The sequence below is a fragment of the Pseudoxanthomonas sp. CF385 genome (genome assembly GCF_900104255.1).
Classification (GTDB): Bacteria; Pseudomonadota; Gammaproteobacteria; order Xanthomonadales; family Xanthomonadaceae; genus Pseudoxanthomonas_A.
Genome location: NZ_FNKZ01000001.1, coordinates 1,289,454 through 1,309,669, shown reverse-complemented (window position 1 = coordinate 1,309,669; position 20,216 = coordinate 1,289,454). Strand labels below are relative to the sequence as shown.

Here is a 20,216-nt window from a genome sequence, read left to right as displayed (position 1 = left end):
TTTATCCGTGATTCGTGACGGGATGCCGGGAGGCCTCGCCTCCCGGTCCCACTCAGTTCTTCTTGACGACCGCGTCGGCGATGTTGGCCGGCGCTTCCGCGTAGTGGTCGAACTCCATCGAGAACGTCGCGCGACCCTGCGACATCGAGCGCAGCGTGGTGGCGTAGCCGAACATTTCGCCCAGCGGCACCATCGCGGCGATGACCTTGCCCGACGGGCTGTCGTCCTGACCCTGCAGGATGCCGCGACGACGGCTCACGTCGCCCATCACGTCGCCCAGATAGTCTTCCGGCGTCACGATCTCGACCTTCATCATCGGCTCCAGCAGGACCGGCTGGGCCTTGCTGAAGGCTTCCTTGAACGCCATCGAGCCGGCGACCTTGAACGCCATTTCGTTGGAGTCGACGTCGTGGAACGAACCGTCCACGGCCTTGATCGCGATGTCGACCACCGGGAAGCCGGCCAGCGGGCCGCTCTTCAGCGCGTCCTCGATGCCCTTGCCTGCGGCAGCAACGTATTCCTTCGGCACGACGCCGCCGACGATGGCGCTCTCGTACGAGAAGCCCACACCGCGTTCGACCGGCGACATCTCGATGACGATGTGGCCGTACTGGCCGCGACCGCCCGACTGGCGCACGAACTTGCCTTCCTGCTTGACGGCCTTGCGGATGGTCTCGCGATAGGCCACCTGCGGCTTGCCGACGTTGGCTTCCACGTTGAACTCGCGCTTCATGCGGTCAACCAGGATTTCCAGGTGCAGTTCGCCCATGCCGGAGATGATCGTCTGGCCAGACTCTTCGTCCGTCTTGACGCGGAACGAAGGATCTTCCTGCGCCAGGCGGCCGAGGGCCAGGCCCATCTTCTCCTGGTCGGACTTGGTCTTCGGCTCCACCGCCATCGAGATGACGGGCTCCGGGAACACCATGCGCTCCAGAGTGATGATGTGGTCCAGCGAGCACAGCGTGTCGCCCGTGGTGACGTCCTTCAGGCCGACGGCCGCGGCGATGTCGCCCGCGCGCACTTCCTTGATCTCGTCACGCTGGTTGGAGTGCATCTGCAGGATGCGGCCCACGCGCTCCTTCTTCGACTTGACGGGGTTGTACACCGCGTCGCCGGAGTTGAGCACGCCCGAGTAGACGCGGAAGAACGTCAGCGAACCCACGAACGGGTCCGTCATGATCTTGAACGCCAGCGCCGAGAACGGCTCGTTGTCGCCCGCCTTGCGGCTGTCTTCCTTCTCGTTCTCGTCGATGCCCTGCACCGGCGGACGATCGGTCGGCGACGGCAGCAACTGGATCACGCCGTCCAGCATGGCCTGCACGCCCTTGTTCTTGAACGCGGAGCCGCAGTAGACCGGGATCACTTCCACCTTCAGGGTGCGCTCGCGCAGGCCCGCGATGATCTCGGCCTCGGACAGGTCGCCCTCGTTGAGGTACTTGTCCATCAGCTCTTCGCTGGCTTCAGCGGCGGCTTCCACCATGAACGCACGGTCCGTCGCGGCCTTGTCGGCCAGGTCGGCGGGGATATCGCGGTACTCGAACTTGGTGCCCTGCGACGCGACATCCCAATGGATGTACTTCATCTTCAGCAGGTCGATGACGCCCTCGAAGCCGTCTTCGGCGCCGACCGGCACCTGCATCGGCACCGGGTAGGCACCCAGGCGCGACTTCAGCTGCTCGACGACCTTGTCGAAGTTGGCGCCGGTGCGGTCCATCTTGTTGACGAACGCAAGACGGGGCACGGCGTACTTGTTGGCCTGGCGCCACACGGTCTCGGACTGCGGCTGCACGCCACCGACGGCGCACAGCACGAACACCGCGCCATCGAGCACGCGCAGCGAACGCTCGACTTCGATGGTGAAGTCGACGTGGCCGGGGGTATCGATGATGTTGAAGCGGTGCTGCGGCAGGGACTTGTCCATGCCCGTCCAGAACGCCGTGGTGGCGGCGGACGTGATGGTGATGCCGCGCTCCTGCTCCTGCTCCATCCAGTCCATGGTCGCGGCGCCGTCGTGCACTTCACCGATCTTGTGGCTGACGCCGGTGTAGAACAGGATGCGCTCGGACGTGGTGGTCTTGCCGGCGTCGATGTGCGCCATGATGCCGAAGTTGCGGTAACGCTCGATGGGAGTGGTGCGAGCCACGACAGTCTCTCTTTTCTGATGGAGGGCCGGCGGGATGCCAGGGCCTTCCGTGGAGGGCGGATCTTCAGATGGCCGAATGCCGCCTTTCGGCGGCCTTCGGGGTCGGGACGCGGACGTGCGTCCCAGGGGCACCTAGATGGTGCCGAAGGCCCTTGCTCGCAAGGGCCCGCAGGCCGTTACCAGCGGTAGTGCGCGAACGCCTTGTTCGCTTCCGCCATGCGGTGGGTCTCTTCACGCTTCTTGATGGCGCCGCCACGGTTCTCGGAGGCGTCCAGCAGTTCGGCGGCCAGCTTGCGCGGCATGGAGTTCTCGCCGCGCTTGCGGGCGGACTCGATCAGCCAGCGCATCGCCAGCGCCATGCGGCGAGAGGAACGCACTTCGACCGGCACCTGGTAGGTGGCGCCGCCGACACGGCGAGACTTCACCTCGACGGCAGGGGAGACGTTGTCCAGCGCCTTCTCGACCAGCTCGAGAGCGTTGGGGTTCTTCTCGCCGATGACGTCCATGGCACCGTAGACGATCTTCTCGGCGACGGACTTCTTGCCGCTCAGCATCACCATGTTGATGAAGCGGGCAATCGTCTGGCTGCCGTGCTTGGGGTCCGGCAGGATTTCACGTTGGGGGGCAGAGCCTTTGCGCGACATGTTCGTTTATTCCTTAAGCCTTGGGACGCTTGGCGCCGTACTTGGAACGGCCCTGGCGACGCTTGGCGACGCCCGAGGCGTCCAGCGAGCCACGCACGGTGTGGTAACGCACGCCCGGCAGGTCCTTCACGCGGCCGCCGCGCACGAGCACGACGGAGTGCTCCTGCAGGTTGTGGCCTTCACCGCCGATGTAGCTGATGATTTCTTCCTGATTGGTCAGGCGCACCTTGGCGACCTTGCGCAGAGCCGAGTTCGGCTTCTTCGGGGTCGTCGTGTAGACGCGGGTGCACACGCCGCGACGCTGCGGGCAGTTGTCCAGCGCGGGCGACTGGCTCTTGTACGTGGGGGCCTGCCGCGGCTTGCGGACCAGCTGATTGACGGTTGCCATAGTGGATTCTTCGTGTGAAGGCCGAAGCCTTGTTTGACATGAAAACGAAGGCAGGCCGCAATACGGCCCACCTAGACGGAAAAGTATAGCCGGCAACCCGCCCGACCGTCAACGCGACGGAGGTGGGTGCCTGCCAACTGACTGCGATCCCGCCCTTCCTGGGCCGAAAACGAGGCGCATCCTGCGCCTCTTTTCGTGGTCTGGGGCGGCCCGAAGGCCGCCGGATGGTGCGTTTTAGCTGGCGCTGGACTCCTCGCCCGCTTCGTCGGCGGCCACTGCCGCGGCCGGGGCCGTCGACTCGCTGCTTCCGCCCGACAGAGCGTCCACCTCGGCCTCGGTCAGACCGGAGGCGTTGCGGCGGCGCTGGTTGTGGTACGCCAGGCCGGTACCGGCCGGGATCAGACGGCCGACGATGACGTTCTCCTTCAGGCCGCGCAGGCTGTCACGGGTGCCGCGAACGGCCGCCTCGGTCAGGACGCGGGTGGTCTCCTGGAAGGAGGCCGCGGAGATGAACGACTCGGTCGCCAGCGATGCCTTGGTGATGCCCAGCAGCACCGGGTCGTACTTCGCCGGGATCTCGTTGCGGGCCAGCAGCTTGGCGTTCTCTTCGATGAAACGCTGCTTCTCGACCTGCTCACCCGACAAGTACTTGCTGTTGCCGGCGTCGGTGATTTCCACCTTGCGCAGCATCTGACGGGTAATGACCTCGATGTGCTTGTCGTTGATCTTCACGCCCTGCAGGCGGTAGACGTCCTGGATTTCCTTCACCAGGTAGGCCGCCAGCGGCTCGACGCCCAGCAGGCGCAGGATGTCCTGCGGGCTCGGCTCGCCGTCCACGATGGTTTCGCCCTTGGCCACATGCTCGCCTTCGAACACGATGATCTGGCGGAACTTCGGAATCAGCTCCTCGTGCTCCGAACCATCGGTGTCCTTGATGATCAGGCGCTGCTTGCCCTTGGTGTCCTTGCCGAAGCTGATGATGCCGGAACGCTCGGCCAGGATCGCCGGATCCTTCGGCTTGCGTGCTTCGAACAGGTCGGCGACGCGCGGCAGACCGCCGGTGATGTCGCGGGTCTTGGAGGCTTCCTGCGGCACCTTGGTGACCACGTCGCCCACGCCGACGGGCGCGCCGTCCTGCAGGTTGACGACGGAGCGCGGCGGCAGCAGGTACTGCGCCGGCAGGTCGGTACCCGGGATGCTCAGGTCCTTGCCGTCCTTGTCCACGATGCGGACGATCGGACGCAGGTCCTTGCCCTGCGAGCCACGACGCTTCGGATCGGTGATCTCGCGCGAGGCCAGGCCGGTCAGTTCGTCGGTCTTCTCGATGACGGTGACGCCGTCGACGAAGTCCACGAAGCGCACGAAACCGGCCACTTCCGACACGATCGGGTGGTTATGCGGATCCCAGTTCGCCACGGCCTGGCCGGCGGTGATCTGGTCGCCGTCCTTGACGGTGATGGTGGCGCCGTACGGCAGCTTGTAGCGCTCGCGCTCGCGGCCGTGGCCATCGAGCACCGACAGTTCGCCCGAACGCGAGACCGCGACCAGGCTGCCATTGGCATGCTCGACGAACTTCAGGTTGTTGAACTTGATCGAGCCGGTCGTCTTGACGGTGATGTTGTCCACCGCCGCCGCACGCGAGGCCGCGCCACCGATGTGGAACGTACGCATGGTCAGCTGGGTGCCGGGCTCGCCGATCGACTGCGCGGCGATGACGCCGACCGCTTCGCCGATGTTGACGATGTGGCCACGGGCCAGGTCGCGACCGTAGCAGTGCGCGCAGACGCCGAACTCGGATTCGCAGGTGATGGTGGAACGCACCTTCAGGGACTGCACGCCGGCATCTTCCAGCTTCTGCACCCAGGCTTCGTCCAGCAGCGTGTTGCGGGTGACGATCGGATCCTCGTCGTTGCCCGGCAGGAACACGTCCTCGGCCACGATGCGGCCCAGCACGCGGTCGCGCAGCGGCTCGACCACGTCGCCGCCTTCCACGATCGGGGTCATGGTGAGGCCTTCGGCGCCACCGCAATCGACTTCGGTGATCACCACGTCCTGCGCCACGTCGACCAGGCGACGGGTCAGGTAACCCGAGTTCGCCGTCTTCAGCGCGGTATCGGCCAGACCCTTACGGGCACCGTGGGTGGAGTTGAAGTACTCCTGCACGTTCAGGCCTTCGCGGAAGTTCGCCTTGATGGGCGTCTCGATGATCGAACCGTCGGGACGGGCCATCAGGCCGCGCATGCCGGCCAGCTGACGGATCTGCGCCTGGCTACCACGGGCGCCGGAGTCGGCCATGATGTACAGCGAGTTCATCGACTTCTCGTTGATGGTCTCGCCCTTGGCGTTCTTCACCTTGTCGGTACCGATGGTGTCCATCATCGCCTTGGCGATGCGCTCGTTGGTGCGCGACCAGATGTCGACCACCTTGTTGTAGCGCTCGCCGGCGGTGACCAGACCGCTCTGGTACTGCTCCTGGATCTCCAGCACTTCCTGCTCGGCTTCGCCCAGGATGCCCTTTTTCTCGGCCGGGATCAGCATGTCGTCGATGCCGATCGAGACGCCGGCGCGCGTGGCGTACGCGAAGCCGGTGTACATCAGCTTGTCGGCGAACACGACCGTGTCCTTCAGGCCCAGCATGCGGTAGCTGGAGTTGATCAGGCGGCTGATGGCCTTCTTGTTCAACTCGGTGTTGGCCAGCGCGAACGGCAGGCCTTCCGGCAGGATCTCGGCCAGCAGCGCGCGACCGATCGTGGTGTCCACGATGCTGGTCTGCTTGCTGCGGTTGCCGTCCTCGTCGATCACGGTGCCGCTGATGCGGACCTTGACCTTCGCATGCAGTTCGACGGCGCGGTTGTCGTAGGCGCGCTTGACCTCGGCGATGTTGGCGAACGCCATGCCCTCGCCCTTCTTGTTCTCCAGGGCGCGGGTCATGTAGTACAGGCCCAGCACCACGTCCTGCGACGGCACGATGATCGGCTCGCCGTTGGCCGGCGACAGGATGTTGTTGGAGGACATCATCAGCGCGCGCGCTTCCAGCTGGGCTTCCAGCGAGAGCGGCACGTGGACGGCCATCTGGTCACCGTCGAAGTCGGCGTTGAACGCGGTGCAGACCAGGGGGTGCAGCTGGATGGCCTTGCCTTCGATCAGCACCGGCTCGAACGCCTGGATGCCCAGGCGGTGCAGCGTCGGCGCGCGGTTCAGCAGGACCGGATGCTCGCGGATGACCTCTTCCAGGATGTCCCAGACTTCGGCTTCTTCGCGCTCGACCAGCTTCTTGGCGGCCTTGATGGTGGTGGCCAGGCCACGACGCTGCAGCTTGGCGAACACGAACGGCTTGAACAGCTCGAGCGCCATCTTCTTCGGCAGGCCGCACTCGTGCAGGCGCAGGGTCGGGCCGACCACGATGACCGAACGGCCCGAGTAGTCGACGCGCTTGCCCAGCAGGTTCTGGCGGAAGCGACCCTGCTTGCCCTTGATCATGTCGGCCAGCGACTTGAGCGGGCGCTTGTTGGTGCCGGTGATGGCACGGCCGCGACGACCGTTGTCCATCAGGGCGTCAACCGACTCCTGCAGCATGCGCTTCTCGTTGCGCACGATGATGTCGGGCGCGTTGAGCTCCAGCAGGCGGCGCAGGCGGTTGTTGCGGTTGATGACGCGGCGGTACAGGTCGTTCAGGTCGGAGGTCGCGAAGCGGCCGCCGTCCAGCGGCACCAGCGGACGCAGGTCCGGCGGCAGCACCGGCAGCACGGTCATGACCATCCATTCCGGACGGTTGCCCGACTCCAGGAAGGCTTCCATCAGCTTGATGCGCTTGGTGAGGCGCTTGAGCTTGGTCTCGGAGTTGGTGCTGGCGATCTCTTCGCGCAGGTTCACCATCTCGGCCTGCAGGTCGATCGTGCGCAGCAGGTCGTAGACCGCTTCTGCGCCCATGGCGGCGTCGAAATCGTCGCCATGCTCCTGGCGCGCCTGCATGAACTGCTCTTCGGTGAGCAGCTGGCGGCGCTCGAGCGAGGTCAGACCCGGCTCGGTGACGACATACGCTTCGAAGTACAGCACGCGCTCGATGTCGCGCAGGGTCATGTCCAGCATCAGGCCGATGCGCGACGGCAGCGACTTCAGGAACCAGATGTGCGCGACCGGGCTGGCCAGGTCGATGTGGCCCATGCGCTCGCGGCGCACCTTGGCCAGGGTCACTTCCGTGCCGCACTTTTCGCAGACCACGCCGCGGTGCTTCATGCGCTTGTACTTGCCGCACAGGCACTCGTAGTCCTTGATCGGGCCGAAGATGGCCGAGCAGAACAGGCCGTCGCGCTCGGGCTTGAACGTGCGGTAGTTGATGGTTTCCGGCTTCTTCACTTCGCCGAAGGACCACGAGCGGATCAGGTCCGGCGAGGCCAGCGCGATCTTGATCGCGTCGAAGTCCAGCGTCTGGCGCTGCTGGTTGAAGAGGTTGAGCAGGTCTTTCATTTTGTTTCTCCGTCAGGAGGAATCTTTGTCGGGGGCGGGTTGACCGTGTTCGCAAGGCGCGGAGGCAACGGAGTGCGTCCGCGCCGTCGCGATCAGTCTTCCAGTTCCATGTTGATGGCGAGCGAGCGGATTTCCTTCACCAGCACGTTGAAGGATTCCGGCATGCCCGCGACCATCTCGTGGGCACCATCGACGATGTTCTTGTACATCTGGTTGCGGCCCTGCACGTCGTCCGACTTGACCGTCAGCATTTCCTGCAGGGTGTGCGCTGCGCCATAGGCTTCCAGCGCCCAGACTTCCATTTCACCGAAGCGCTGGCCACCGAACTGCGCCTTGCCGCCCAGCGGCTGCTGGGTGACGAGCGAGTACGGACCGGTGGAACGCGCGTGCATCTTGTCGTCCACCAGGTGGTTCAGCTTCAGCATGTGCATGTAGCCGACCGTGGTGTGGCGATCGAACGCCTCACCGGTGCGGCCGTCGAACAGCTGGGTCTGGCCGCTGATCGGCAGGTCCGCGAGTTCGAGCATGTGCTTGATCTCGGTTTCCGCCGCGCCGTCGAACACCGGGGTGGCCATCGGCACGCCGTCGGTCAGGTTCTTGGCCAGCGCGATCAGTTCGGCGTCGCTGAACTGGTCCAGGTCCACGCGGTCCTCGCCCAGCTTCTGGTCGTGGTTGTAGATCTGGGTCAGGAACTTGCGCAGGTCGGCAACCTTGGCCTGAGCTTCCAGCATGTCCTGGATCTTCTTGCCCAGCCCCTTCGCGGCCCAGCCGAGGTGCACTTCCAGCACCTGGCCGATGTTCATACGCGACGGCACGCCCAGCGGGTTCAGCACGATGTCCACGGTCTCGCCGGTGGCCATGTACGGCATGTCCTCGACGGGCACGATGGTCGACACGACACCCTTGTTGCCGTGGCGGCCGGCCATCTTGTCGCCCGGCTGGATGCGGCGCTTCACGGCCAGGTAGACCTTGACCATCTTCAGCACGCCCGGGGCGAGGTCGTCGCCGGCGGTGATCTTGCCGCGCTTGTCGGCGAAGCGGCGCTCGAACTCCTTCTCGTGCGCCTGGATCTGCATCTGGGCGCGCTCGATGGCGTCGGACGCGTCATCGTCCTTCATGCGCAGGGTGAACCACTCGGCCTTCTTCAGCCCGTCCAGGTAGGCGTCGGTGATCGCGTCGCCCTTCTTCAGGCCGGCCGGGCCGCCGTTGGCGACCTTGCCGAGCAGCTGCGAGCGCAGGCGGGCGTAGATGGCGCCTTCCAGGATGCGGAACTGGTCGTCGAAGTCCTTCTTGACGCGCTTGATCTCGTTTTCCTCGATCTGGCGCGCGCGCTTGTCCTTCTCGATGCCGTCGCGGGTGAAGACCTGCACGTCGATGACGGTGCCGTCCATGCCCGGGGGCACGCGCAGCGAGCTGTCCTTCACGTCCGAGGCCTTCTCGCCGAAGATCGCGCGCAGCAGCTTCTCTTCCGGGGTCAGCTGGCTCTCGCCCTTCGGCGTCACCTTGCCCACCATGATGTCGCCGGCGCGCACTTCGGCGCCGATGTACACCACGCCGCTCTCGTCGAGGCGGTTCAGCGCCTGCTCGGAGACGTTCGGGATGTCGGCGGAGATTTCCTCCGGGCCCAGCTTGGTGTCGCGCGCGACGCAGGTCAGCTCTTCGATGTGGATCGTGGTGTAGCGATCCTCTTCCACCACGCGCTCGGAGAGCAGGATGGAGTCTTCGAAGTTGTAGCCGTTCCACGGCATGAACGCGATCAGCATGTTCTGGCCCAGCGCCAGCTCGCCGATGTCGGTCGAGGGACCGTCGGCCAGCACGTCGCCGCGCGCGACCACGTCACCCACGTTCACCAGCGGACGCTGGTTGATGCAGGTGTTCTGGTTGGAGCGCGTGTACTTGATCAGCGAATAGATGTCGACGCCGGCATCGGTTTCGCCGGAGATCTCGATTTCGTTGACCTTCACCACGATGCGGCCGGCGTCGATCTGCTCGACCACGCCGCCACGGCGGGCGTTCACGGTCACGCCCGAGTCGCGCGCCACGGCGCGCTCGATGCCGGTACCGACCAGCGGCTTCTGCGCACGCAGCGTCGGCACGGCCTGGCGCTGCATGTTGGCGCCCATCAGTGCGCGGTTGGCGTCGTCGTGCTCCAGAAACGGGACCAGCGCCGCTGCGACCGACACGGTCTGCATCGGCGAGACGTCCATGTAGTCCACTTCGCTCGGCGGCTTCAGCAGGGACTCGCCCTGGTAGCGGCAAGGCACGAACTGCTCGGTCAGGCGGCTCTTGGCGTCATGCAGCGCGTTGGCCTGCGCGATGACGTACTCGTTCTCCTCGATCGCCGACAGGTATTCGATCTCGTCGGTGATCGTGCCGTCCACGACCTTGCGGTACGGCGTCTCGAGGAAGCCGTAGCCGTTGGTGCGCGCGTACACGGCCAGCGAGTTGATCAGGCCGATGTTCGGGCCTTCCGGCGTCTCGATGGTGCAGACGCGGCCGTAGTGGGTCGGGTGCACGTCGCGCACTTCGAAGCCGGCGCGCTCGCGGGTCAGACCGCCCGGGCCGAGGGCCGAGACGCGACGCTTGTGCGTGACTTCCGACAGCGGGTTGTTCTGGTCCATGAACTGCGACAGCTGCGAGGAGCCGAAGAACTCCTTGATCGCGGCCGCCACCGGCTTGGCGTTGATCAGTTCCTGCGGGGTCAGGCCCTCGGACTCGGCCATCGACAGGCGCTCCTTCACGGCGCGCTCGACGCGGACCAGGCCCACGCGGAAGACGTTCTCGGCCATTTCGCCGACCGAACGCACGCGGCGGTTGCCCAGGTGGTCGATGTCGTCCACGGTGCCGCGGCCGTTGCGGATCTCGGTCAGGACCTTGATGACGTCCAGGATGTCGGAGGTTTCGCCCAGCTCGGCGACCAGGCGCTTGGCCTCTTCGTCGTTGCGCGCGCCGAAGTACTTCTTGTCGTACAGCACGGCTTCGCCGGTGGTTTCCTTGCGGCCCACGCGACGGTTGAACTTCATGCGGCCGACGTTCGACAGGTCGTAGCGCTCGAACGTGAAGAACAGGTTGTGGAACAGGTTCTGCGCGGCATCCTTGGTCGGCGGCTCGCCCGGGCGCATCATGCGATAGATCTCGACCAGCGCTTCCAGCTGGGTCTTGGTCGGGTCGATGCGCAGGGTGTTGGACAGGTACGGGCCACGGTCCAGGTCGTTGACCCACAGCGTGCCCACGGCGTCCACGCCGGCCTTGCGGAACTTGGCCAGCTGGTCGTCGGTGACTTCGTCGTTGGCGGCGGCCAGCAGCTCGCCCGTGTTGGCGTCGATCACGTCGTGCGACAGGATGCGGCCCACGAGGTATTCGTCCGGCACGGCCAGGGCGGCGATGCCCGACTGTTCCAGCTGCTTCACGTGGCGCGCGGTGATGCGCTTGCCGGCTTCCACGATGACCTTGTCACCGTCCGCCAGGTCGAAGTTCAGCGTCTCGCCGCGCAGGCGCTCGGCGACCAGTTCCAGTTGCACGCCTTCGGGCAGGATGTGGAACGTGTTGACGTCGAAGAATTCGTTGAGCATCTCCTCGTTGGAGTAGCCCAGCGCGCGCAGCAGGATCGAGACCGGCAGCTTGCGGCGGCGGTCGATACGCGTGAACAGCGCGTCCTTCGGGTCGAACTCGAAGTCCAGCCAGGAGCCGCGGTAAGGGATGATGCGGGCGCTGTACAGCAGCTTGCCCGAGCTGTGGGTCTTGCCACGGTCGTGGTCGAAGAACACGCCCGGCGAACGGTGCAGCTGCGACACGATGACGCGCTCGGTGCCGTTCACGATGAAGGTGCCGTTGTCGGTCATGAGCGGGATCTCGCCCAGGTAGACCTCCTGCTCCTTCACGTACTTGATGGCCTTGGTGGACGACTCGCGGTCGTAGATCACCAGGCGCACGGTGACGCGCAGCGGGGCGCCGTAGCTCAGGCCACGGTTGCGGCACTCGCGCTCGTCGAACACGGGCTCGCCCAGCTTGTAGCCGACGTATTCCAGCGCGGCGTTGCCGCTGTAGCTGACGATCGGGAAGACCGACTTCAGCGCCGCGTGCAGGCCCTTGTCGTCGCGCTTGGCGGGATCGGCATGCTCCTGCAGGAACTCGCGGTAGGAATCGACCTGGATGGCCAGCAGGAACGGGACCTCGAGGATCGACCGCTGCTTGCCGAAATCCTTGCGGATGCGCTTCTTTTCGGTGAACGAATATGTCGTCATGTGACTGTGCCTTTGGCAGCGTGGGGCGCGCGTCCGCGACCGCACGGGGGGACATTCTTTCGAACGGGTGAATTTTCAGTTGGAAGTCGCTGGTATTGCCGGCACCAGCACGCCTTCTGCCGCTACTTCCAACTACAAACTCGCGTTTACATCGCTACGTCTTGAAACGACCGAAGGCCAGGGGCTTTCGCCCCCGGCCTCGGGTTGTCGCCTGAGCAATCCGGCGACAGATACGGCTTACTTGACTTCGACGCTCGCACCAGCGGCTTCGAGATCCTTCTTGAACTTGTCGGCGTCTTCCTTCGACACGGCTTCCTTCAGGACGCCGCCGGCCTCGGTGAGGTCCTTGGCTTCCTTCAGGCCCAGGCCGGTGATGGCGCGAACGGCCTTGATCACGTCGACCTTCTTGGCGCCGGCATCCTTCAGGATGACGGTGAATTCGGTCTGCTCTTCGACCGGGGCGGCGGCGGCGGCCGGACCGGCAGCGGCGACGACCGGGGCGGCGGCGGAGACGCCGAACTTCTCTTCGATGGCCTTGACCAGCTCCATCACTTCCATCAGGGTCTTGCCGGCAATGGCGTCGACGATCTGTTCGTTGGAAAGGGACATTGTGTTTACCTTTGGAAATTATCTGGGATTAGGGTTCGTAGAACCGTAGAAGACGTCGAATCAGGCTTCAGCCGGGGCTTCGGCAACGGCTTCCGCCGGTGCTTCGCCACCACCCTGCTTGTCGGCCACGGCCTTGACGGCGCGGGCGAACATCGAGGCGGGTTCGGCCAGGACGCGTGCCAGCATGGCCAGGGCCTGATCGCGGGTCGGCAGCGACGCCAGGACTTCCACATGGCTGGCCGGATACAGCTGGCCACCCACGGAGACGACCTTCGGCTGCAGCTTGTCGTTACCCTTGGCGAATTCCTTGATCAGGCGACCGGCGGCGCCGGGCTCCTCGGTCGAAAACGCATACAGCAGCGGACCGACGAGCTTGTCCTGGACAACCTCGAACTCGGTACCGGCCACGGCACGCACGGCCAGCGTGTTCTTGACAACCTTCAAGTACACGCCGGTCTCGCGGGCCTTCTTGCGCATCGCGGTCATTTGGGTGACCGAGGTGCCTGCGTATTCGGCGGCGACCAGGGAGTGCGCCTTGGCGGCGACGTCTGCCAGTTCGGCGACTACTTCTTGCTTCTGGGACAGATTGAGAGCCATACACTCCTCACTTATTGACTCCGCTCGCGGCTCCTGCCGCTCGCGGTCCTGGACGGCACCCCTCCGTGGGTACCGGGGACGCAGAGGTCCCGGCGGTGGCCTGTCTGACTGGCGACCTTGCGGTCGTGCTCCAGAAAACTTCCAGAAGGCGGCACCATCTACGCAGGCGCATTCCCGGAGGAACGGATTAAGCGATCCCGCTAGCCACGACGGCGATTCCCTGCCAGCACGAGCTTCCCTGCCCGTCGTCGTTGCGCGCTGACCGCACCTGCGGTCTTTGACGGCTGTCGCTTGCACCGGGGTTCCGGCCTGGGCGACTGCCCTCAAAATTCGTTGCGCCCTGCCCCGCGTCGCGGGACAGGGATGAAGCGATTACTTCAGGGACAGCGAGGACTGGTCCACGGTCACGCCGGGGCCCATGGTCGAGCTGACCGAGATCTTCTGCAGGTACTGACCCTTGGAGGTGGCCGGCTTGGCCTTCACCAGATCGATCAGCAGCGCCTGCAGGTTCGACTTCAGCGCTTCGTCGTCGAAGCTGGCCTTGCCGATCGTGCAATGGATGATGCCCGCCTTGTCGGTGCGGTAACGCACCTGGCCCGACTTGGCGTTCTTCACCGCCTCGGCCGGGTTCGGGGACACGGTGCCGACCTTCGGGTTCGGCATCAGGCCGCGCGGGCCCAGGACCGTACCCAGCTTGCCGACCACGCGCATCGCGTCCGGCGTGGCGATGACCACGTCGTAGTTGATGTCGCCGGCCAGCATCTTCTCGGCTAGGTCGTCCATGCCGACGGCTTCGGCGCCAGCGGCGGCGGCTTCGTCAGCCTTGGCGCCGGCCGGGGCGAACACCGCCACGCGGACCGACTTGCCGGTGCCGGCGGGCAGCACGGTGGAGCCACGGACCTGCTGGTCCGACTTCTTGGCGTCCACACCCAGGCGCACGGCGACGTCGACGGACTCGACGAACTTCGACTTCACCGCGGTCTTGATGATCTTCAGGGCCTCGTCAATGGCGTACGCCTTGCCGGGGGTCACGGCGGCCAGGATGGCCTTCTGTCGCTTGTTCTGTGCCATCTCTTAACCCTCTACCGTCAGGCCCATGGAGCGGGCCGAACCCGCGATCGTGCGCACCGCTGCGTCCAGGTCGGCCGCGGTCAGGTCGGGTTCCTTCGCCTTGGCGATGTCCTCGAGCTGCTTGCGGGTGACCTTGCCCACCTTCTCGGTGTTCGGGCGCTTGGAGCCGGACGTGATGCCGACGGCCTTCTTCAGCAGGATCGACGCCGGCGGCGTCTTCGTGATGAAGGTGAAGGTACGGTCGGAATAGGCCGTGATGACCACCGGAATCGGCAGACCCGGCTCCAGCTTCTGCGTGGCGGCGTTGAACGCCTTGCAGAATTCCATGATGTTCAGGCCGCGCTGACCCAGCGCAGGACCGACCGGCGGCGAGGGGTTGGCCTGACCGGCCTTCACCTGCAGCTTGATGTAACCGACAACTTTCTTTGCCATGTGAGTACTCTCCGGGTGCTAGCGCCTGTGAAGGCTCCCCATCGGACCGGGAAAATCACGCGTCCCGGCATCGCGTATCTCGAACGCGCCAATGGCCGCCCTGAGGCGGCCATGGCTCCTGAGCGGCTCAGCCGTTCAGGGAGCCGCGCAGTATAACAGGTTTTGGCGTACCCGCCCGGGCGGGTACGACCGCCGGCTCAGGCCTTCTCGACCTGGCCGAACTCCAGCTCCACCGGGGTGGAGCGACCGAAGATCAGCACCGCGACGCGCAGGCGGCTCTTCTCGTAATTGACTTCCTCGACCACGCCGTTGAAGTCGTTGAACGGACCGTCGGTGACGCGGACCATCTCGCCCGGCTCGAACAGCACCTTGGGCTTGGGCTTCTCGACGCCTTCCTGGACGCGGTCCAGGATGGCCGCAGCCTCTTCGTCGCGGATGGGCAGCGGACGGTCGGCGGTGCCGCCGATGAAACCCAGCACCTTCGAGGTGTCCTTCACCAGGTGCCAGCTCTCGCTGTCCATGCGCGGGATGCCGCCTTCGTCATGGGTCTCGATCTGCACCAGCACGTAGCCGGGGAAGAACTTGCGCTCGGAACGGCGCTTCTGGCCGGAGCGCATCTCCACGACCTCTTCGGTCGGGACCAGCACGTCGCCGAACTTCTCCTGCATGCTGTCGCGGACGATGCGATCGCGCAGGGCCTGGGCTACCGACTTCTCGAAGCCCGAATAAGCATGGACGACATACCAACGCTTCACTGCGACGCTCTCCTTAACGGCCAAAATTCAGGAACAGCTCGATCGCCTTCTGGATGGCGAAATCGAAGCCGGCCAGGATCAGGCTGAGCAGGATGACCACGACGATGACCACCCACGTCGTGCGGGTCGCCTCCTCGCGGGTCGGCCACACCACTTTGCGCAGCTCGAAACGGGACTCTGCCAGGAACTCGCGCGTGTCGCGGCCCTTGGCGGTACCCAGGAACACCAGCGCGCCCAGCACGAGGCCCGCGACCACCGCCAGCGAACGCAGCGGCGTGGCCCATTGGCCGTTGAAGAACCACCAGGCCACCAGGCCCGCGACGACCAGCGCAAGCGCCAGCACGTACTTGGCGATATCGCCCGCGGAGGTGGCGGCCGCCTTGGATTGTTCGACCTTGCTGTTCAAGTCAGTGTCGCTCTTTGCTCTGAAGGGAGTGACGGGAATCCCGCACTCCGGGGAAGGAAGTGGCACGCCAGGAGGGACTCGAACCCCCAACCTGCGGTTTTGGAGACCGCTGCTCTGCCAATTGAGCTACTGGCGTATCGGTACGGCTACAACCTTCCCTTAGACGGCGAAGGCGGACCGAGGTTCCGGCCCGCCCTTCGCGCTATCCGGCGAACCCGTCGCCGGGACCGCAGGGGCTTACTTGATGATCTTGGCGACCACGCCGGCGCCGACGGTACGGCCGCCTTCGCGGATCGCGAAACGCAGGCCTTCGTCCATCGCCACCGGGTTGATCAGGGTGACCACCATCTTCACGTTGTCGCCCGGCATCACCATCTCGACGCCTTCCGGCAGCTGCACCGCACCGGTGATGTCGGTCGTGCGGAAGTAGAACTGCGGACGGTAGCCCTTGAAGAACGGCGTGTGGCGGCCGCCCTCGTCCTTGCTCAGCACGTAGACTTCGGACTCGAACTCGGTGTGCGGGGTGATCGAACCGGGCTTGGCCAGCACCTGGCCACGCTCCACGTCGTCACGCTTGGTGCCGCGCAGCAGCAGACCGGCGTTGTCGCCCGCCTGGCCCTGGTCCAGCAGCTTGCGGAACATTTCCACGCCCGTGACCGTGGTCTTCTGGGTCGGACGGATACCGACGATTTCGATTTCGTCGCCCACCTTGATGATGCCGCGCTCGATACGGCCGGTCACCACGGTGCCGCGGCCCGAGATCGAGAACACGTCTTCCACCGGCATCAGGAACGGCTTGTCGATGTCGCGTTCCGGGGTCGGGATCCAGGTGTCCAGCGCGTCCACCAGCTTCAGGATCGCCGGCACGCCGATCTCGCTCTGGTCGCCTTCCAGCGCCAGACGGGCCGAGCCCGAGATGATCGGGGTGTCGTCGCCCGGGAACTCGTACTTGCTCAGCAGTTCACGGACTTCCATCTCCACCAGCTCCAGCAGCTCGGCGTCGTCCACCATGTCGGCCTTGTTCAGGAACACGACGATGTACGGCACGCCCACCTGGCGCGACAGCAGGATGTGCTCGCGCGTCTGCGGCATCGGGCCGTCAGCGGCCGAGCACACCAGAATCGCGCCGTCCATCTGGGCAGCACCGGTGATCATGTTCTTCACGTAGTCGGCGTGGCCCGGGCAATCCACGTGCGCGTAGTGGCGCGCAGCAGATTCATATTCCACGTGCGCCGTCGAAATCGTGATGCCGCGCGCCTTCTCTTCCGGCGCCGCGTCGATCGCGTCGTACGCCTTGAACTCGCCACCGAAACGCTCCGCGCCAATCTTCGTCAGCGCCGCCGTCAGCGTCGTCTTGCCGTGGTCAACGTGGCCAATCGTGCCCACGTTCACGTGCGGCTTGGTGCGTTCGAATTTACCCTTTGCCATGGCTGCTAGTTCTCGAGTGGATCGTCAATGGGAAGTGGTGCTCACGAAAGGAATCGAACCTTCGACCTCCTCCTTACCAAGGAGGTGCTCTACCGACTGAGCTACGTGAGCGTGAAACCGTTTGGTGTTGCCTGGACTTGCTGCAGACCCTGTACTGGCGTTCAGTGGAGCGGGAGACGGGAATCGAACCCGCACTAGTAGCTTGGAAGGCTACAGTTCTACCATTGAACTACTCCCGCACCGGGAGACCACACAACTCAAAACAACAACGAAAAACTGGTGGAGGGAGGTGGATTCGAACCACCGAAGGCGTAAGCCAGCAGATTTACAGTCTGCCCCCGTTGGCCGCTTGGGTATCCCTCCGGGATCACCGGACTGACCGGCCGGGCGGCCAAATCAAACCAGGGTGAAACAGCCCGAGATTTTGGCGTGTACGGGACCGTCTGTCAACGCGCCCGACGCACTTTTTTCTCAGACGTTGAACCGGAAATGGAGGACATCGCCCTCCTGCACGCGGTACTCCTTGCCTTCCAGCCGCAGGCGGCCGGCGTCGCGCGCCCCGGCTTCGCCCCGGTACTTGAGGAAGTCGTCGAACGCGATGGTCTCGGCGCGGATGAAGCCCTTCTCGAAATCCGTATGGATGACCGCCGCCGCCTGGGGCGCGGTCGAACCGGCCTTCACCGTCCAGGCCCGCACTTCCTTCACGCCCGCGGTGAAGTAGGTCTGCAGGCCCAGCAGTGTGTACGCAGCCCGGATGACCCGGTTCAGACCGGGCTCGTCCAGGCCGAGGTCGGTCAGGAAGGCGTCCCGGTCAGCGTCGTCCAGCTGGGACAGCTCTTCCTCGATGGCGGCCGACACCGGCACCACCTGGGCACCTTCGGTCACGGCGCGGGCGCGCACGGCCTCCAAGTGCGGGTTGTTCTCGAAGCCGTCCTCCAGCACGTTGGCCACGTACATCACCGGCTTCAGGGTCAGCAGGAACAGGTCGCGGACCAGCGCCTTCTCTTCCTCGTCCAGACCCAGCGCGCGGCCCGGCTTGCCGTCGTTGAGGCCGGCCTGCAGCTTCTGCAGCACGGGCTTGCGGGCGATGGCGTCCTTCTCCCCCGCCTTGGCCGAGCGCTCGGCCCGGTTCAGCGCCTTTTCCACGCTCTCCAGGTCGGCCAGCGCCAGTTCGGTATCGATGGTCTCGATATCCGAGATCGGGTCGATCCGGTTGTTGACGTGAATGACGTCGTCGTTCTCGAAGCAGCGGACCACGTGGGTGATCGCATCGACCTCACGGATGTGGGCCAGGAACTTGTTGCCCAGGCCTTCGCCACTGGCCGCGCCCGCCACCAGGCCGGCGATGTCGACGAACTCCACCGCGGTCGGGATGACCTTCTGCGGCTTCACGATGTCGGCGAGCTGATTGAGGCGCAGGTCCGGCACCGGCACCACGCCGACGTTCGGCTCGATGGTGCAGAACGGGAAGTTGGCCGCGGCGATGCCCGCCTTGGTCAGCGCGTTGAACAGGGTCGACTTGCCGACGTTCGGCAGGCCGACGATGCCGCATTTGATGCCCATGTCGTGAATCCATCTGGATGATTCGGGATTCGGGACTCACGGCACCGGCCGGAATCCCGAATCCCCAATCGGCCTTCAGGCCTTGGAGGTGTGCAACCGCTTCATCGCTTCGCTGACATCGCCCTGCACCGCCAGCGGCAACGCATCCAGCGCGTCGTCGATGGCCCGCGCGATCAGGATCTCGTCGTCCTTGCCGGGCTTGCCCAGCACCCAGCCGGTCACCCGGTCCTTGTGCCCGGGATGGCCGATGCCGATCCGCAGGCGATGGAACTTGCCGTGACCCAGGTGCTGGATGGTGTCGCGCAACCCATTCTGGCCACCGTGGCCGCCGTCGAACTTCAGCCGCGCCGTGCCCGGCGCCAGATCCAGCTCGTCGTGCGCCAGCAGGGCTTCCTCGGGCGCGATCTTCCAGAACCGCAGCGCCGCGGCGACCGACTTGCCGCTCAGGTTCATGTAGGTGGCCGGCTTCAACAGCCAGACCGGCTGCCCCGCCACGATGACCTTGGCGGTCTCGCCGAACAGCTTGCTCTCCAGGCCGAACCGCTCACCCTGCCGTTCCGCCAGGGCGTCGACAAAATGGAACCCGGCGTTGTGCCGGGTTCGGGCATGTTCGGCACCGGGATTGCCCAGTCCGACGATGAGGCGCAAGCCTGCCATGGGGACGCACCGCGCACCTGCGCCCGCGCGAGCGGGCGCAGGTTCACGCGATTACTTGTCGTCCTTCTTGGCGACCTTCGAGGCCGGCACTTCGGCCGATTCCGCCGGGGCTTCTTCGGTCTCTTCCTTGCCGTGCTTGGCGATCACGACGGCGACGTCGTGTTCCTTGCCCAGCTTCAGCTCGGGGATCGACACGCCGGCCGGCAGCTTGACGTCGGACAGGTGGACCACCGCGCCGATGGCCAGGTCGGCCAGGTCGATCTCGATGAATTCCGGCAGGTCCTTCGGCAGGCACTCGACGACGACTTCGTTCAGCTCATGCGTCACGACGACCTCGGCCGACTTGCCGGCGGGCGACTTGTCCTCGTTGAGGAAGTGCAGCGGCACCGCGGTGCGCAGCGTCTCGTTCTCGTTCACGCGCTGGAAGTCCAGGTGCATGATCTGCTGCTTGAACGGGTGGCGCTGCATGTCGCGCAGCAGGACCTTCTGGATGTCGCCGTTGAGGCTCAGGTCCAGGATCGACGCGTAGAACCAGTCGTGCTGGGAGGCCAGCCAGACTTCGTTGTGGTTCAGCTGGATGCTGACCGGCTTGAGTTCGCCACCGTAGACGATGGCAGGCACGGTGCCCGCGTGACGGAGGCGGCGGCTCGCACCCTTACCCTCGTCTGCGCGGCGCTCGACCTTGATTTCATGTGTCTTAGCCATTTGCTTCACTACCTAGGTTGTTGGACCGCCTTTCGGCGATCTGATGAAGGCTCATCCGCGACCAGATGAACCCGGAAAGCCACGCCCCGTTGGACCGGCGCGCAGCG

Annotated in this window: 15 protein-coding genes and 4 tRNA genes; all 19 read right to left on the bottom strand. The window is 65.2% G+C overall.

Annotated features, from left to right (window positions below):
* Nucleotides 1-52 precede the first annotated feature (52 nt).
* Nucleotides 53-2,143 carry an elongation factor G gene (gene fusA / locus BLT45_RS05840; RefSeq protein WP_093296339.1) on the bottom strand — a complete coding sequence of 697 codons (2,091 nt, stop codon included), beginning with the start codon at nt 2,141-2,143 and terminating at the stop codon, nt 53-55.
* Nucleotides 2,144-2,319: 176 nt separating this feature from the next.
* Nucleotides 2,320-2,787 carry a 30S ribosomal protein S7 gene (gene rpsG, locus BLT45_RS05835; protein WP_056879074.1) on the bottom strand — a complete coding sequence of 156 codons (468 nt, stop codon included), beginning with the start codon at nt 2,785-2,787 and terminating at the stop codon, nt 2,320-2,322.
* Nucleotides 2,788-2,800: 13 nt separating this feature from the next.
* Nucleotides 2,801-3,175 (bottom strand): 30S ribosomal protein S12, encoded by a 375-nt coding sequence (gene rpsL, locus BLT45_RS05830; protein ID WP_055945224.1) that lies wholly within the window; start codon nt 3,173-3,175, stop codon nt 2,801-2,803.
* A gap of 234 nt (nt 3,176-3,409) precedes the next feature.
* The gene (gene rpoC, locus BLT45_RS05825) at nt 3,410-7,642 is read right to left on the bottom strand and encodes a DNA-directed RNA polymerase subunit beta' (protein ID WP_093296335.1); all 4,233 of its coding nucleotides are present in this window, start codon (nt 7,640-7,642) and stop codon (nt 3,410-3,412) included.
* A 92-nt stretch (nt 7,643-7,734) separates the two neighbouring features.
* Nucleotides 7,735-11,886 carry a DNA-directed RNA polymerase subunit beta gene (rpoB, locus tag BLT45_RS05820; RefSeq protein WP_093296332.1) on the bottom strand — a complete coding sequence of 1,384 codons (4,152 nt, stop codon included), beginning with the start codon at nt 11,884-11,886 and terminating at the stop codon, nt 7,735-7,737.
* A 237-nt stretch (nt 11,887-12,123) separates the two neighbouring features.
* Nucleotides 12,124-12,495: a 50S ribosomal protein L7/L12 gene (gene rplL, locus BLT45_RS05815; RefSeq protein WP_093296329.1), complete on the bottom strand. Its 372-nt coding sequence runs from the start codon at nt 12,493-12,495 to the stop codon at nt 12,124-12,126.
* A gap of 60 nt (nt 12,496-12,555) precedes the next feature.
* Nucleotides 12,556-13,092, bottom strand: a complete 537-nt coding sequence (gene rplJ / locus BLT45_RS05810) for a 50S ribosomal protein L10 (protein ID WP_093296325.1) — start codon at nt 13,090-13,092, stop codon at nt 12,556-12,558.
* A 372-nt stretch (nt 13,093-13,464) separates the two neighbouring features.
* Nucleotides 13,465-14,163: a 50S ribosomal protein L1 gene (gene rplA / locus BLT45_RS05805; protein ID WP_093296322.1), complete on the bottom strand. Its 699-nt coding sequence runs from the start codon at nt 14,161-14,163 to the stop codon at nt 13,465-13,467.
* Between the two features lie 3 nt (nt 14,164-14,166).
* Nucleotides 14,167-14,595: a 50S ribosomal protein L11 gene (gene rplK, locus BLT45_RS05800; protein ID WP_055945202.1), complete on the bottom strand. Its 429-nt coding sequence runs from the start codon at nt 14,593-14,595 to the stop codon at nt 14,167-14,169.
* 197 nt (nt 14,596-14,792) lie between these two features.
* Complete coding sequence (gene nusG, locus BLT45_RS05795) at nt 14,793-15,350, bottom strand: transcription termination/antitermination protein NusG (protein WP_056879080.1); 558 nt, start codon at nt 15,348-15,350, stop codon at nt 14,793-14,795.
* Between the two features lie 13 nt (nt 15,351-15,363).
* Nucleotides 15,364-15,756: a preprotein translocase subunit SecE gene (secE, locus tag BLT45_RS05790; RefSeq protein WP_093296320.1), complete on the bottom strand. Its 393-nt coding sequence runs from the start codon at nt 15,754-15,756 to the stop codon at nt 15,364-15,366.
* Between the two features lie 60 nt (nt 15,757-15,816).
* Nucleotides 15,817-15,892 (bottom strand) — tRNA-Trp (locus tag BLT45_RS05785).
* Between the two features lie 101 nt (nt 15,893-15,993).
* Complete coding sequence (tuf, locus tag BLT45_RS05780) at nt 15,994-17,184, bottom strand: elongation factor Tu (protein ID WP_093296316.1); 1,191 nt, start codon at nt 17,182-17,184, stop codon at nt 15,994-15,996.
* 35 nt (nt 17,185-17,219) lie between these two features.
* Nucleotides 17,220-17,295, bottom strand: a tRNA-Thr gene (locus BLT45_RS05775).
* Nucleotides 17,296-17,349: 54 nt separating this feature from the next.
* A tRNA-Gly gene (locus BLT45_RS05770) sits at nt 17,350-17,423 on the bottom strand.
* Between the two features lie 38 nt (nt 17,424-17,461).
* A tRNA-Tyr gene (locus BLT45_RS05765) sits at nt 17,462-17,547 on the bottom strand.
* A gap of 108 nt (nt 17,548-17,655) precedes the next feature.
* Entirely contained in the window at nt 17,656-18,747 is a 1,092-nt protein-coding gene (gene ychF / locus BLT45_RS05760; RefSeq protein ID WP_093296312.1) for a redox-regulated ATPase YchF, read from the bottom strand.
* A 75-nt stretch (nt 18,748-18,822) separates the two neighbouring features.
* The gene (pth, locus tag BLT45_RS05755; protein WP_093296309.1) at nt 18,823-19,404 is read right to left on the bottom strand and encodes an aminoacyl-tRNA hydrolase; all 582 of its coding nucleotides are present in this window, start codon (nt 19,402-19,404) and stop codon (nt 18,823-18,825) included.
* Nucleotides 19,405-19,455: 51 nt separating this feature from the next.
* Entirely contained in the window at nt 19,456-20,109 is a 654-nt protein-coding gene (locus BLT45_RS05750) for a 50S ribosomal protein L25/general stress protein Ctc (RefSeq protein ID WP_093296306.1), read from the bottom strand.
* Nucleotides 20,110-20,216: the final 107 nt, after the last annotated feature.

Excerpts from the sequence above, each read along its gene's own strand:
- rpsG (WP_056879074.1), bottom strand. The coding sequence starts at position 2,787 with ATGTCGCGCAAAGGCTCTGCCCCCCAACGTGAAATCCTGCCGGACCCC.
- rpsL (WP_055945224.1), bottom strand. The coding sequence starts at position 3,175 with ATGGCAACCGTCAATCAGCTGGTCCGCAAGCCGCGGCAGGCCCCCACG.
- rpoC (WP_093296335.1), bottom strand. The coding sequence starts at position 7,642 with ATGAAAGACCTGCTCAACCTCTTCAACCAGCAGCGCCAGACGCTGGAC.
- rpoB (WP_093296332.1), bottom strand. The coding sequence starts at position 11,886 with ATGACGACATATTCGTTCACCGAAAAGAAGCGCATCCGCAAGGATTTC.
- rplL (WP_093296329.1), bottom strand. The coding sequence starts at position 12,495 with ATGTCCCTTTCCAACGAACAGATCGTCGACGCCATTGCCGGCAAGACC.
- rplJ (WP_093296325.1), bottom strand. The coding sequence starts at position 13,092 with ATGGCTCTCAATCTGTCCCAGAAGCAAGAAGTAGTCGCCGAACTGGCA.
- rplA (WP_093296322.1), bottom strand. The coding sequence starts at position 14,163 with ATGGCACAGAACAAGCGACAGAAGGCCATCCTGGCCGCCGTGACCCCC.
- rplK (WP_055945202.1), bottom strand. The coding sequence starts at position 14,595 with ATGGCAAAGAAAGTTGTCGGTTACATCAAGCTGCAGGTGAAGGCCGGT.
- tuf (WP_093296316.1), bottom strand. The coding sequence starts at position 17,184 with ATGGCAAAGGGTAAATTCGAACGCACCAAGCCGCACGTGAACGTGGGC.
- ychF (WP_093296312.1), bottom strand. The coding sequence starts at position 18,747 with ATGGGCATCAAATGCGGCATCGTCGGCCTGCCGAACGTCGGCAAGTCG.
- pth (WP_093296309.1), bottom strand. The coding sequence starts at position 19,404 with ATGGCAGGCTTGCGCCTCATCGTCGGACTGGGCAATCCCGGTGCCGAA.
- BLT45_RS05750 (WP_093296306.1), bottom strand. The coding sequence starts at position 20,109 with ATGGCTAAGACACATGAAATCAAGGTCGAGCGCCGCGCAGACGAGGGT.